The sequence below is a fragment of the Betaproteobacteria bacterium genome, from assembly GCA_016720925.1.
Taxonomy (GTDB): domain Bacteria; phylum Pseudomonadota; class Gammaproteobacteria; order Burkholderiales; family Usitatibacteraceae; genus UKL13-2.
The window spans coordinates 26,783-41,363 of the sequence record JADKJR010000023.1 but is presented as its reverse complement, the minus strand read 5'-3'; the positions used below and the strand labels follow the sequence as shown (position 1 = coordinate 41,363).

Below are 14,581 nucleotides of genomic sequence, written 5' to 3'. Positions count from 1 at the left end.
ACAACACACAGAATTCTTGGCGACCATAGCGCGTTGGACCCACCCCTTCCCATCCCGAACAGGACCGTGAAACGACGTTGCGCCGATGATAGTGCGGTCATACCCGTGCGAAAGTAGGTCATCGCCAAGACCCAATCCCCAAAAAGCCCATCACCTCTCAGGTGCTGGGCTTTTTGCTTTCGCGTCAAAGTGGTGTCGCGCACAGGACTCAAAGCGAGAAGTCAGGCGCGTAACGACTAAACCATAACTCCAGAACGGTCAGCGCCCACAATCGCCCTGCATGATTACTGCGTCCAGCGCGGTGCTCGTTTAACACGCGCATTAGCGCACCCCTTCGGAACAAGCCGCGTTTTTCCAATCCGCCCGCAGAGAGCGCGTGCTCCATGCGTGACTTCAATCCACCGTCAAGCCACTGCGTAAGCGGCATGACGAAACCTTGTTTGGGTCGGTAGACGATGTCGTGCGGCAGGTAATTCTCAGCGAGTTTTTTGAGCAAATACTTGGTGGTTTTGCCACGCTGTTTCAGATCGGGATTCAGCTGCGCGACGAACTCAACGAACTTGTGGTCGAGATACGGCACCCGTGCTTCTAGCGAATAAGCCATCGTCGCGCGATCGACTTTGGTCAGCAGGTCATCAGGAAGCCAGAGCCGCATATCGACATTCATGATCTTTTCCAGGTAACTCGCAGAATTGCACTGGTCAAACAAGGCCGCTGCATAGTCAGCAATGTGGCTTGCTTGATGAGTGAGCAAGGCATCCGAAAAGAGCACCGGCTGGGTAGATCGGTCGAATAGATTTGGAATGGTCGCGTAACGTCGCGATAGTGCAACGCCAAGTGCTTTGATGATGCGATCTTTTTGCCAAAGCACTGGCATGTGCGGCACCAGTGCGCGCAACGGTGACAACGGATGGCCGAATACGCTTGTAATGCGCTCTTCGCTTACCCGCTTGCGATAATTGCCGTAACCGGAAAAAAGTTCGTCCGCACCTTCGCCCGTCAATACCACAGTCACGTCCTGGCGCGAAATTTTTGACAGCAGCATGGTTGGCAGTGCCGCTTGATCGCCAAAGGGTTCATCGAACACATCGACCCAGCTATCGAACGCGGATAACACATCGTCCGGCGTCACCATGGCAACGTGATGGCGGCTGCCGATATGCTTCGCCACTGCCGCAGCCTCTTCGTGCTCACTCTGGCTCGTGTCATTTGCGAAACCAAGATTGAATGTGTCGATCGGTTTGCCGGTTATGTCAGTCATCAATGCGGCGATCAGGCTGGAATCGATTCCGCCGCTGATGAAGGCACCCAATGGGACATCGGCGACAAGCATTGATTTAATGGATAGCCTGAGTTCCGCGTCGAGCCGATCGAGCGATTCGCTTTCGTCCCACATGGGTTTGCGCTGGTAATCCGGATTCCAGTATTGCCAAATCCTCAGGGCACCCTCACGAAGTGTCAGTGCGTGGCCGGCCGGCAGTTTTCGGATGTTTTTGTATATTGTCAGTGGCGTGGGGATGTACTGGCACTCAAGATACAAGCCCAATGCGTCCAGATCGATATCTTTCGAGATGCCGGGATGCTCCAACAGGGCCTTCAATTCCGATGCAAACGCGAAGAGTCTGCCATCCCAGAAATAGTAGAATGGCTTGACCCCCAAGTGGTCACGCGCCGCAAAGAGCGCTTTTTTGCTCGCGTCCCAAACGGCAAAAGCAAACATTCCCTGCAACTTGTCCAAGGACATATCCTGCCATTCAGCGATGGCCTGTAGGATGACTTCGGTATCACCTGCGGTTCCAAATATCCGACCGCGACCTTCAAGTTCGTGTCGTAGGGCGCGAAAGTTATAGATTTCGCCATTAAAAACAATTGTGTGGCGTCTATCAGCGGTCGTCATCGGTTGCTGGCTGGAAGCGAGGTCGATTACGGACAGGCGTCGATGGCCAAGATGTGTTACGCCGTTTTCGTAGTAGCCCTCGGCGTCCGGTCCCCGATGCGCTAGACGGCGATTCATGCGGCGCAGTACCGCACCCGAATTGAGGGTGGCAGAGGTGAAATCAATAAATCCGCTTAGCCCGCACATGACAGGTGAATTGAAGCACGACGATGATCGTCGGAGATAGCGGCGAAAACGGGTCGTGAATTCAAAATGAATATGCCGTGAATGACGAAACCCCGAGTTTACTTGAGGCAATGATTGGCGCGGGTATTGATTCTTGCGTAGTGCCTAATTGTTGGAAAAGGGATGGTCAATCCCGCCATGGCGTAAACGGATCATATTGTAAATTGACGGATGATTTTCTTTCGTTATTGGGGCAGCGGGAAAGCGGAAGCTCTTGGTGTTTAGGGAGAAAATCATTCTGAATCATTGCGTTAGGCCTTGTGCATTTCGTTCAAGTATTGAAGTCAAGCGACTCGCTAGAGGTGTATCTCACCAGACTGGTTCCTTTAAGCAATCTTGTGAGACCAAGTATGGTCAGGATTTGGCAACCCGCATCGCATCATTTGCGCAAAGTGGGCCCAAAAACCCCCTTTTGTTGCAGTTTGTGAACTAGTTCATATTTTGTGCATTTCAAAGGCCGTATCTTTCATAAATCGGAGTTGAGCGTCTTGAGAAGTCAGTAAAAAAGTTCAATGCAAGTGCCGATTCCACGAACGAAAAATATTCTGTCAACAGACAAATTGAAAATATGAAGCAAGGCGCGCGGTAGGAAAAAGGTAGTTCGGAAAAATGTTACGCGAGTAAACATCGCGGTTTCGCATCGAAGCAGGATGCGGAAATAAATCGAGATTCCGGACACGAGCTGCAACTGAGAATGGCAGGTTGGGAGATTTGCATGGTTGGTTTTATTCGGCACTACTTTCCGCTGAGCACCCTGTTTCTGGTTGCGTTGGACGCGGTATGCCTGTTCTTTGCGATTCTTTTCGGCTACATGGCGTTATATCCGGGTGGAAGCGAAGCGCTCATTGGCTCAGTGCCGGGAGCCATTTCTATCGTGTTGGCGATGGTTATCCTAACTGGCGCACTTGGGCTCTACCGTAACAACCCTCCCGATCGATTCTGGCCCATCGTTTCCCGCGTCACTCTCGCGTTTCTGGTGGTTTTGCCCGGCTTACACTGGATTTTTTACAGGTTGCCTGATGGCAGCGTCTGCTTTCCTTGCTTGGCGGCAACATTGCTTTTGGGGTTTGGCGGAAAAATTGCCATTTTCCTGTTTAGCCGCGTGTCGCCATTGACGCATCGCCGGGTGATGATACTTGGCGTTGGCAGCGATGCCGTCGCTGTGAAGGAAACCTTGGACAAATCGCGTATTCGCGGTCTTTCGATTGTTGGGTTTTATTCTCCCTACGCTGATCAAGCTGTTGACGCTTCGTTGCCGGCGAGCAAGATCCTCCCATCTTCAAAGTCGATTGGTGAGACGACCGGGCAACACAACGTTAGCGAGATCGTCATTGCGATGCGCGAGCGCCGCGGTGGCGCACTGCCTTTGACTGAGTTACTCAATTGCAAATTACGCGGTGTCAAGGTTACGGATCTGTCGTCATTCTTTGAACAGCACCGGAGCAAAGTCCAGATTGATTTGTTGCGTGAAAGCTGGTTCATTTTTGGTGACGGCTTTCGACAAGGCAAATTCCGCATGATTGTCAAGCGTACGTTTGATATTGTTGCGAGTGGTGTTTTGCTTGTTCTGAGCTTGCCGGTGATGCTATTCGCCGCATTAGCCATCAAGCTGGATAGCCCCGGCCCGATCATCTATCGTCAGGAAAGAGTTGGCCTCGGCGGACGGACTTTCAACATACTTAAATTCCGGAGTATGCGGACAGATGCAGAAATGAATGGGAAACCACAGTGGGCACAGACGGGCGATTCACGTGTGACCAAGGTAGGTCGTTTCATGCGTTTGACCAGAATTGACGAATTGCCCCAGTTGTTGACTGTTTTGGCGGGCCAGATGAGTTTGGTAGGTCCGCGTCCGGAGCGCCCATACTTTGTAGAGCAGCTTGTGACACAGGTTCCGTTCTATGCGGCGCGGCATAGTGTCAAGCCTGGCCTTACTGGATGGGCTCAGGTTCGTCACAAATATGGTGCCTCCATTGATGATGCGGCCGACAAGCTGGAATATGATTTGTACTACGTGAAAAACCATCGATTGCTTTTTGATATTTTGATTCTGTTTTACTCCGTACGCGTGGTGTTACTCGCGCAGGGATCGCGCTGATCGTTCGCTGAAATTGATCTTAGAGCCCATGAGTCAGAAGATTCATGGGCTTTCATGTTTGGGGGCGTTCTGGATAGGAGCGAGAGCAGGTTCAGGCTGGAATGTTCCCATTGATTTCAGTCGCGTTTCACTGCTGAGATAGCAAATCCGCCGACTGACGCTAACCGCATTTTTCTGACCGTCCATACACTGTTTCAAGACATCTATCGCCAAGACCGTTCCATTTCCAAGTGAAAAGGCTACAATACACTTTAGAAACTTGTTCTATGTATTTGTCCGGACTCAAACTCTTCGTTTGGAACGCATAAACAGTGCACGTATTCATCATTCGGGTCATTGTCTGCATTGCCTGTGGATTGGGAGCTTTTTTTGCGTTCGAATCCAGTGCGCAGGCACTTATCGCCGTTCAGTCGCGGAAGGTTCACGCTGCTGTCGGCACGTATGACATCAAGGTTGATACGACAAAGTCCATAAGTGGCGCGATTACGGTTGATCCACGCGCCATTGGTAGCGGACACAGGATTGTCTTCCAGTTTGATGGGCCCGCAATAACCCCAGCGAGTGTGACGGTGGTCGATCCGCAGGGTGCAACGATCGGCGCCAATACTATCTCGGTGCTGGGTACTGAGGTATCGGTTGACTTGACTGGTATTCCCGACAATTCGCGGGTAACAGTATCGCTGCGCGATGGCGCGGCGTCGGTATATGCCTCTGCGTCGCTTGGTTTCTTGCGTGGAGATGTAAATAACAACCGCGCCGTGGATTCGAATGATGTTAGCGCAGTAAAGGTCCGATCGGGGTTGGCCGCAAGTACGACGAACGTCAGATTCGACGTAGGCACTTCCGGTGCAATCAATGCATCCGACATCGCAGCCGTCAAGTCCCGAATTGGCAACGCGTTGGCGGTGGCCGGGCAACAGGCCAAGCTGACTTTAGTGAAAGCGGGGACCGGTTCAGGCACCTTGTCCGGTTCAGGGATCCTGTTCACTGCATCAGCGGGAATTGCGTGCCCACCTGCTGCCCCGGGTGTCTGCTCGTCAAGTTCAGCATACTTTGATGTCGGCTCAACCGTAACATTGACGGCCACGCCCGCAAGCGGATCCGCTTTTTCGGGATGGTCTGGCCTTTGCGCAAGTGGCACGATTGTCATTGCAGCAGATTCGAGTTGTACAGCAACGTTTGCTGGACCAGTAACGTATGCGGTTACGCCCAGCACAGGTGCCAATGGGACCATTAGCCCTGCAAGCGTACAGAACATTGTCCAAGGCGCTACAACAACATTTACGGTCACGCCAGGTATTGGATATACCGCCTCCGTTGCCGGTACGTGTGGCGGGGCGCTGGTTGGCACAACTTACACGACCAATGCAATCTCCGCAGCGTGTACGGTGGTTGCAAGCTTTTCGTCAGTGAACTTCTCCGTTACGCCAAGCGCAGGAACGAATGGCGTCATTAATCCATCGACAGTGCAGACGGTCCCGCAGGGTACGACCAAGACCTTTACCGTGTCACCCAACGCCAACTACACTCCGTCGGTTGCAGGTACCTGTGGCGGTACGCTAACGGGCCTTTCGTATACCACCAACCCTGTTACCGCGAACTGCACGGTCTCGGCCACCTTCGTACGACTTAGTTACACGGTTACGCCGTCAGCCGGCGCGAACGGTACCATCAGTCCCGCAACTGCACAGACCGTTCTCAACGGCGCCACAAGGGCGTTTGTCGTCACGCCATCGGCGGGCTACGCTGCCATTGTGGGTGGCACGTGCGGCGGCACTTTGGTCGGCACGACCTACACGACGAATTCAATCACTGGCCTGTGTTCGGTGGTGGCGACGTTTGTATCGAATACCCCAAAATATGTTTCGACAACCGGCAACGATTCGACCGGCGACGGCACCATCGGTAATCCGTGGAAGACGATCGGCAAGGGCATCAGCATGCTCGTGGGAGGTGAGTCGCTGATTGTCAGGAACGGCATCTACTCGGGCACGTCAAACTTCATCACGGCGGTACCCAGTGGTATCTCAACACGCTACACCACGATCACTGCGGAAACACCGATGCAGGTTCGAATTCAAAGCACGTCGGCACTAGGCGTTGGGAATAATCAGCTGCAATTGACGGGTAGTTACATCAAGGTTGATGGATTTATTTTTGATATGACAGGCACTACCAATCCTGCGTTCACTGGCTTGATTAGCGGTAGTTTCAATACGCTTTCTCGTTCCATTTTCAAGCGAGGCGGTGATATTGATGCGTTCGGCGGCCTTCTGGAAGTAACAGGCAGTGACAATCTGCTTGAGGACATGGCGGGAACCGGTGCCTGCGCGATTTGTTTCAAGCAGGGTGGCGCGACGGTAACCACGCAACGAAATATCTGGCGCCGGGTGATAGGACGATTTGACTATTCGAACTCGAGCCAGCCGAAGGCGACATTTGCGACCTTTGGCGGTGCAACGGTAGGCAACGTACGCGACCATCTCTACCAGAACGTCATTGCCATTGACGGTCAGAATCCGGGGACGCTGGGTGGTGCCGAGAAAATGGGTGGGTTCTATGCGGCGCAGAACACAGCAAACATCACGTTGCAAGGCAGCATGGTACTCAACGAGGGTGCGGGTAGTGCGGGCATGTTCTTGCGCGAGTTGGGCAGCATCAACAATACTAGCCATTCTGTGGTGTGGGATTTGCGAAACGGGTTGTCGGGAGCAACGGGTATGGTGGGCGGGAATGCAGACCATTTGACTATTGGCGGAATAATTCCGGGTGCGGCGGTTGACTTGATCACATCGGCAACGGCTTCCTTGCTGAAACCTGGCACCAATCCAGCGAACCTACTAAATAATACGCCCGGAGCAGTAATGCTCAAGCAATATGGCCTCTCTGGGACGCGCTGGGGACAGACCGGCTATGACCAAATTACATCGGTGGATCTCTGGCCATGGCCCTATCAGGATACTATCAAGTCCGTATTTCGTGAGGCGAATAATGTACCGGCGGGCAATGGTCCTGCTCAAAATGACACTTTGCGCGGATTTGCGGCGAATGGGACTGCGCTTTATGGGGGCGCGAAGACGTTCACTTCCTATATTTGGGAGTACTTGGGAGCACCATGCCCGCCTACGGCTTGCGTCACGTACACCGTGACGCCATCGGCAGGTGCCAATGGGACGATCAGTCCTACAACGCCCCAGACAGTTCTTCCCGGGTCAACTCTGATTTTCACGTTAACACCGAATGCGGGTTACACGTCGTCGGTTGGCGGCACATGCGGTGGTACGTTGGTTGGGTCAACTTATACGACTAACTTGATCAGTGCATCTTGTACTATCGTAGCATCATTCAATACGTTCAAGACTTACTACGTTTCTAACAGCGGGAACAACGCAAATACTTGCGCGGCCGCTCTGTCGAGCGGCACACCCAAGCAGACCATACAGGCGGGACTTGCATGTCTTGCCGCTGGTGACTCCCTGGTAATTCGCGATGGCATCTACTCAGGCGCAGCCAACGCGCTGACTAGTCTGCCGAATGGAACGGCCGGCAACTACATCACCATCAAGGCTGAAAACGAAGGGGCGTGATCCTTACATCCGGATTAGAGATGGATCATTTAGACGCATACTTGATATTCGAAGGCTACGCTTCCATGATGCCACTGGTAAGACCATACTAGGCAATCATTAAGTTCTTTCGCAATGAATTCAAAGGCGGGTGCCCGTCAGGGAATTGTACAAATACGACGATTGGCACGAATGACTTCAATGACACTGCCGATATTCTGCTTGAGGACAACTGGTGGCATGGAAATGGCGGTCGATATACCGTACTGGTCTACAACTCCAATCGTGTGGTGATTAGACGAGCGGTCGTCCGCCACGACGGCGGTTGGACCGATACCAAGGGTGACCCCGAAGCCGGCTTTACGTTCTACAACTCGACCCTCTGTTCAGCACAGAACGTTATTATTCTCGATTCCACACTTTCCTATTGGAATTGGCAATCGGCTTTCTACAATGTACTGAACAATGCATCGCCAAACACGAACGCCAATAACAGTTGGCTCGGTGTCATTGCATTGAATAATGTTTCTCCCGGCGCTAATGACGGCGCGAGTTTGCGTTTTGACGGAAATGCGCCGCAAGTTGGTCACGTTGTTAGAGATGCCGTCTTTTGGGATAGCAATTGGGGCATAAATACAAGTTATCAGGCGAATATTGGCCTTGACGCACGTGGCCTTACGATCGGACAAACAGTATCGAGCAGTATCGGCTACGGCATAGGGGGAGGGTCAGGAGGGACGAAGACTTTCACAAACTTAATTGTTGCCAACATGAGCAATGCCGATATGTCGGGTGAGTCGGCCACCTACTTCGACACATTCAACAATGGTTCGACCTCATCGGGTACCGGCAAAGTTACCTACAACCCGCGGACGAATGGTCTGCTATATCTGCCGCGGATTGAAACCGGAACGCCCCTGAAGACTGCGGGCTCCACTGCCGGCCAGATTGGAGCAGAGATCGTGAATCGTATCGGGACTGCAAGCACGTTTCAGGGGGAGGCCGGCTGGAATGCCATGACGGGGACGGCGCTGTGGCCATTCCCCAACGAAACGCGCATCAAGAAGGAAATGTGTGTAGACGCCGGGATAGCGCGCGGCTTCTGTATCAACACTTCCCTAACGAACTACATCTTGAATTATCTGGGCAACGGTAATCCGTATCCGTGAACGGTCAACCTTTTGCCGCTATTTTTTTCTTGCGGATGGAATTATCGAAACAGGGTAGGCTGAATGGCACACATTCAGGAAAACACTGCTTACGTGGATGAATAGTCAATCTACGGCTCAGAGTGAAAAACAAGCGAAAAGGGTTCTCGGTAATGGAGAAAGGGCTAGGATTTCGAAGCATGAACTGGTTCATTTTTGGCGGTTCCTACGTGCCACTATTCTGGGCGGGCATGGTCGGGATTTATCTTAAGTTCTCGCTTATGGATGGTTATTGGCTTGGAATTGCCAGATTGTTTGGCCAAAGGAAGTGCCAAAATCATTGGCACTGGGGTATTTTTCACTCGACATTTTCTTAAACCTCTTAGTCGTTCCTTGTTTGGTTTTGGCGATAGCTGTCCTGTTGTTTAGAAAACGGATTCTCATTTTCGCTACTGCTGTCTCATGTTTTTTGATAGTTTTTTATTTTATCCAACTTAGGGCGCAGCAAGATGTTGGTCAATATTTGTCGCTTGCATTGATATATGAAGCCGCCCAATTTGCGTTGACGGAATCGGAGTTGGCGTCGAGTTATGTTCCTGCAAGTGCGGTCGCGAAACTTATACTTGCTCTTTGTAACCGTGTCAAGCGCGATCCTCGTCTCGGTAGCGGCAAGATCTTCGCAAGTTGCAATAGTAAAGGTCGGCGCGCGCGCGTTGGCTGGGCTGCTGGCGATGCTATTTTTCGGGGCGGCCCTTGCATATCCGACGAATAGTGTTGGATTGCATAGAAGTGCTGTGCAAAAGATTCTAACGTCAATTTCCTCCTGACATCTTCGAATCGGAAGACAGCGAAAAAATATTAGTGCGAATCTTTCGGCTTTTCGAAAAATGACTGACACGTCAGCCAAATCACAAATGCAGTTCCTTTGGGAATGGAAGCCAATTCAAACATCTTGTACTTCATTATGGAGACGGGACCTGCCGAAGTTTTCCCCCAATGAAAACTTTTCAGAATTAATTCCCCAAGAGTTGGCCAACAATGCACTTGTAGCGTATATGCACCACACGACTTATCCGTATACAAGTGATGCGGTTTTCTCAATCCTCTCGGGACTCTATCCGGCTGGAAGGCGTGAACTGATCACAAAGGGCGGCTTCAAGCAGCATAAAGTTCTGCTTGCAAAACTAAGCGAGAAGGGGTATCAAACAGGAGCTTACGTTCCAAATGTATCGAGCTATGAAGCCGACGAAAAGATGTTGCGGCAGTTAGGTGTGCGTACGACTTTTGTTGCGGGTCAGCAAGCTTCAATTTCCACTGAACTTCGGCATGCTGCGGAGGCCGCAGAGTCATTGCACGAAAGCATACTCAAGGACAGTCCCTATTTTGAAATGCACCGCAATAATGGGCTACTTAACGCCCTGCGTAACGACATACATGCACTTGAGCAAATGAAATTAGACATGCGATCTACTTTACGTGCTGGTAAGAAATTTGCTTTCATTTATATGCCGCAAATTGGGCACGGACCCTGGTTTCAAATTGGCAGGTCGCAAAGTCGAAAGGCATATGGACGCGCCCTGATGAATTTGCAGAGCGTGTGGCTAAGGGGGCTGGTAAAAGAGCTTCAAGATCATGACGCACTTAAGAATACTGTGATTGTGCTGACGTCTGATCATGGAGTACGGACAAAAATTGAAGATCCAGAGTTAAAGGTTGGAACGATTAGCGGTTATTCATTTCATGTTCCGCTAATTGTCTTTGCACCATCTACATTCAGAGAACCGCTAATGGTGCGAACGTTGACTTCGCATATTGATATTGAGTCAAGCATGTCACTGCTTCTTGGATTGCAGACGGACATGGGGGTATCAGAAGGCGTTCCATTGTGGGATGTGCCAGTGCACAGACGACTATATTTCTTCGCTGGCGCTTATGGGGGGGCTGATGGATTTCATCAAGACGATTATTTTATGAATAACGTGATAACTGAAGCGCAGTTTAAGAGCTCAACAATGGACTTCTCGACTTTAGGCAAAAATCTAACCGATCCGATTAAGCAAGAATTTGTAACAAAGGCATTTTCGGATTTTAAGAAACACCATCATCGCATCATTTTTGGATTGTGATCCTGTCCACCATCGTCGGCAAATCGATCCGCGAGGCGCATGGCAAGATGGCGGCGGTCGCCACGCCAAAAGCCATCGGCAATCCTCAGTTAGTGGATGGCCTAAACGCTGATGACATCAACGAACATCGCCGCTACTTCAAGTTTCTCAATCTGGCATTCAACGATCTTCGTAGCCCAGACCTGGTTGCCGTAATGGAAACTTTCTACAAGAAACGCGACTGCACGGTAGAGCGACTTTATGTCAACGGTGCGGCGCGGAAGACGAAAAACCAAGCATCTTTGAAGTACAGATATTCATGTCCGCATTCAATCGGAACTTCCTGGCGGAAACTTTGCCAGACGATCCGAGTATGCAATCCTCGCTGGCATTCCTTCTGCTGTTGCTTAGCCATGCGCGCTACGTGTGGAATTCCCTCGGAGCAGTTTCAACAATTTTTAGTAACAAGTTGGAAACCCGCGTCCTAAGGACGTGGTCATTGCCTAACTGGCTTTGCCTGTTAGAGCGAGCTGCTCATGCAGGTACCTTTCTTCTCTGTCGCCGCAGCCGCGAAATGGGGATACGACCAAGAAGCAAAAGTTACAGTAGGCTTCTGTTGGTGGGAATTGCGGAAATCTGGAAACAGGAAATTTGTGGAACTTGGAGCGACAGTTAAACGGACGGCATCGTGGTTTGCGCCTTGGGCCGCAGTCGTCAGTGGGCGCACATGCGCCCTGCCGGCGGTGGCAGTCACGTTTGATGACGGACCTCACCCGGAGAATACCCTCGAATCCTTGACGTCCTTGATTGTCACGCCGCAAAGGCGACGTTTTTCTGCAGGGCGATATGGCAGTGCGACACCCTGCGCTGGTTCGTGCCATTGTCAATCGAGGCCATCAGATTGGCAATCACGGTCACTCGCATTTTGATGCCAAGGTCGTATCTACGCAAACGTACGTTGCGGATGTGACAAGATGTCAAGCCGAACTCGAAGACATCGTCGGGCGGGAGCTGCCCCGCAATTTCAGGCCCCCATTTGGCCATGTCGCGGTTGGTTCGACGATTGCCCTCTTGTGTAGAAGATTTCGCTTTGTGTTCTGGTCGCTGGACAGTCTTGATTCCTTTTTGCCTGACGCAGGTGCGCTCGTGGAACATATCAAGCTGCAACGTATTCCTGTGGGCAGCATCTTGCTTTTTCACGACGACTACGCACATACCACGGACGCACTGCCACAAATCGTTGCAAATCTGGAATATCGGGCGCTCAAGATGGTTTCAATTGACGACTTGGTCTCCGACGAGGGAAGGCTGCACGCAAGACGTGGTTCCTCCGCTGGATTTTGAGAAACGCTTGTTGCAGACTATCTTGTGATTCACGAGAAATTATTCGACAGACCACGAAAAGTTGGGAAATGAATGGAGTTATCTTGAATATGTATCGCAATTGATTACTGTTGAGATAGCATAGTCACAAACCGAACATTGAGCAAATGAGGTCCGATGTTAGTTTCCGCCAATGTAAAATGCAATCAATGGAAAGGTTTCAGTTGAGGCATGTAGTGTTTTCTGTCTCGGTCCGGAAAGCAGTTTTCTCAGTTTCTTCCATTCAAATTCTGTTTCTTTTGTGATTGCCTAACCCCTCTCCTTATGTGCGGAATCGCTGGAATCGTCAATCGCGCGCGAGCGCGAGTTGCTCCCAAACTCATTGAAGCCATGACTGGCGCGATGGCGCACCGCGGCCCGGACGGCGACGGCTTCTTTGTCCGCGATCATGTGGCATTGGGCCATCGGCGCCTGAGCATTATCGACATTGGCGGCGGCGACCAGCCGATCTTCAACGAAGACAACTCCGTGGTGATTGTGTACAACGGAGAAATCTTCAACTACAAGGAAGTCCAGGCGGATCTTGAAGCGAAGGGCCACAAGTTTCGCACCCATTGCGATACCGAGGTGGTCGTTCACGCGTACGAGGAATACGGTGAACAGTGCCCCGAATATTTTCGTGGCATGTTCACCTTTGCCGTTTATGACATTACCCGCGATCGCCTGCTGTTGGCACGTGACCGCCTAGGCATCAAACCACTTTACTATCACTTCGACGGTGAACGCCTGACCTTCGCTTCTGAAATCAAGCCAATTCTGCTGGCGTTGCATGAACGACCAAAGGTGGACACGGGGCTGATCGATTTCTACATGTCGCTTGGCTATGTGCCGGGCGAGCGGACGCTTTTCCACGGCATCAATCGGTTGTTGCCCGGGCACACCATGCTGTTCGAGAATGGAAAGCCCTCGATCCGCCAGTTTTGGGACATTGCCAAAGTCCCCATGCTGGATATTTCATTCAACGAAGCGCAGGAGCGGCTAGAGCACTTGCTGCTTGAGAGCGTCCGGCTGCGGCTGATGAGCGAGGTGCCGCTGGGCGCATTCTTGAGCGGCGGTGTCGATTCCAGCGCCATCGTCGCGTGCATGAGCCGCATGATGTCGGAACCAGTGAAGACATTCTCAGTCGGCTACAGCGACGACCCGGCTTCCAGCGAACTCGAGTACGCGCGTATCGTGGCCAAGGCATTCAAGACTGACCATCACGAATTTATCCTGCAATCGGGGGACTTCTTCGATTCGCTTGATTTGCTGCTCGCGCACATGGAGGAGCCGGTGGTGGAAAGCGCCGCGGTCGCACTTTTCCAGCTGTCCAAGCTGGCGCGCGAACATGTCACCGTTATTTTGTCGGGGGAGGGCGGCGATGAAATCCTGGCCGGATATCCGCTTTACAAGATCATGCCCAAGGTTGATCGCTTGCACGCGTTTGCGCAGTTCCTGCCCAAGCCCATTCATAACTTGCTCAGCCATGCGATGCGCTCGGAGAAATCTGCTAAGTATTGGGACTGGATCGGTACGCCGCTCTCCAAGCGATACTGGGGCATTTCCAATGACGTCACCGCCTCGCTCAAGACAAGGATGTACCGCCCCGAGTTTCACACGACGGTTGGAAGCACCGTCGGTGACTATTTTGAAAAGCTGTTCGGTACGCTGGAACAGGGCACCGACTTGCGCCGCATGTCGTATGTTGACCTGAAAACATGGCTGCCCGATGACCTTCTGCTCAAGGCCGACAAGATGACCATGGCCAGTTCGCTGGAACTGCGCGTGCCGATGCTGGATCATCATCTGCTGGAGTTCTCGACGGCGCTGCCGGACCACCTGCGGCGCAACGGCGATGAGGGAAAGTACTTGCTGAAGAAACTCATGGAGAAATACCTGCCGCGCGAGATCATCTACCGGCCGAAAAAAGGCTTCCCTGTGCCGATCGCTGTTTGGTTCCGCGGGCCCTTGTTTGAACGGGTGCGCGATATCCTGTTGGACAGCCGCACGCTGGCGCGCGGCTATTTCCAGCCGGAATACATAGCGCACGTACTCGAACGGCACCGAAGCGGCGCCGAAGACCTGAGCCGGCGAATATTCTCTTTGCTTGCGCTTGAACTCTGGCACCGGAAGTATATCGACCCGTGATCGCGGCAGCCATGGAGCCGAAGAAAATGCGC

General features: G+C 52.0%; 9 protein-coding genes and 1 rRNA gene. 9 read left to right on the top strand and 1 reads right to left on the bottom strand.

Annotated features, from left to right (window positions below):
* The first annotated feature begins 15 nt into the window (after positions 1-15).
* Positions 16-130: ribosomal RNA gene (gene rrf / locus IPP88_20865) — 5S ribosomal RNA — on the top strand.
* Between the two features lie 78 nt (positions 131-208).
* Here the strand turns inward: rrf and asnB (IPP88_20860) are convergent.
* Positions 209-2,083 (bottom strand): asparagine synthase (glutamine-hydrolyzing), encoded by a 1,875-nt coding sequence (gene asnB, locus IPP88_20860; GenBank protein ID MBL0125052.1) that lies wholly within the window; start codon positions 2,081-2,083, stop codon positions 209-211.
* A gap of 754 nt (positions 2,084-2,837) precedes the next feature.
* On the opposite strand from asnB (IPP88_20860), the gene IPP88_20855 reads away from it, so the two are divergent.
* The 8 genes from IPP88_20855 (at position 2,838) to asnB (IPP88_20820) (ending at position 14,549) form a co-directional block, all read left to right on the top strand.
* Entirely contained in the window at positions 2,838-4,220 is a 1,383-nt protein-coding gene (locus tag IPP88_20855; protein MBL0125051.1) for a TIGR03013 family PEP-CTERM/XrtA system glycosyltransferase, read from the top strand.
* A gap of 311 nt (positions 4,221-4,531) precedes the next feature.
* Positions 4,532-7,807 carry a hypothetical protein gene (locus tag IPP88_20850; protein ID MBL0125050.1) on the top strand — a complete coding sequence of 1,092 codons (3,276 nt, stop codon included), beginning with the start codon at positions 4,532-4,534 and terminating at the stop codon, positions 7,805-7,807.
* Positions 7,808-8,073: 266 nt separating this feature from the next.
* Positions 8,074-8,955, top strand: a complete 882-nt coding sequence (locus IPP88_20845; protein ID MBL0125049.1) for a hypothetical protein — start codon at positions 8,074-8,076, stop codon at positions 8,953-8,955.
* Positions 8,956-9,262: 307 nt separating this feature from the next.
* Positions 9,263-9,706 (top strand): hypothetical protein, encoded by a 444-nt coding sequence (locus IPP88_20840; GenBank protein MBL0125048.1) that lies wholly within the window; start codon positions 9,263-9,265, stop codon positions 9,704-9,706.
* Between the two features lie 115 nt (positions 9,707-9,821).
* Positions 9,822-11,060, top strand: coding sequence for a sulfatase-like hydrolase/transferase (locus IPP88_20835; protein ID MBL0125047.1), 1,239 nt, complete (start codon positions 9,822-9,824; stop codon positions 11,058-11,060).
* Positions 11,057-11,527, top strand: a complete 471-nt coding sequence (locus tag IPP88_20830; protein ID MBL0125046.1) for a hypothetical protein — start codon at positions 11,057-11,059, stop codon at positions 11,525-11,527. The genes IPP88_20835 and IPP88_20830 overlap by 4 nt, the downstream gene beginning before the upstream one ends.
* 358 nt (positions 11,528-11,885) lie before the next feature.
* Positions 11,886-12,383, top strand: coding sequence for a polysaccharide deacetylase family protein (locus tag IPP88_20825; protein MBL0125045.1), 498 nt, complete (start codon positions 11,886-11,888; stop codon positions 12,381-12,383).
* A gap of 303 nt (positions 12,384-12,686) precedes the next feature.
* On the top strand, positions 12,687-14,549 hold the full coding sequence (gene asnB / locus IPP88_20820) for an asparagine synthase (glutamine-hydrolyzing) (protein ID MBL0125044.1): 1,863 nt from the start codon (positions 12,687-12,689) through the stop codon (positions 14,547-14,549).
* Positions 14,550-14,581 lie beyond the last annotated feature (32 nt).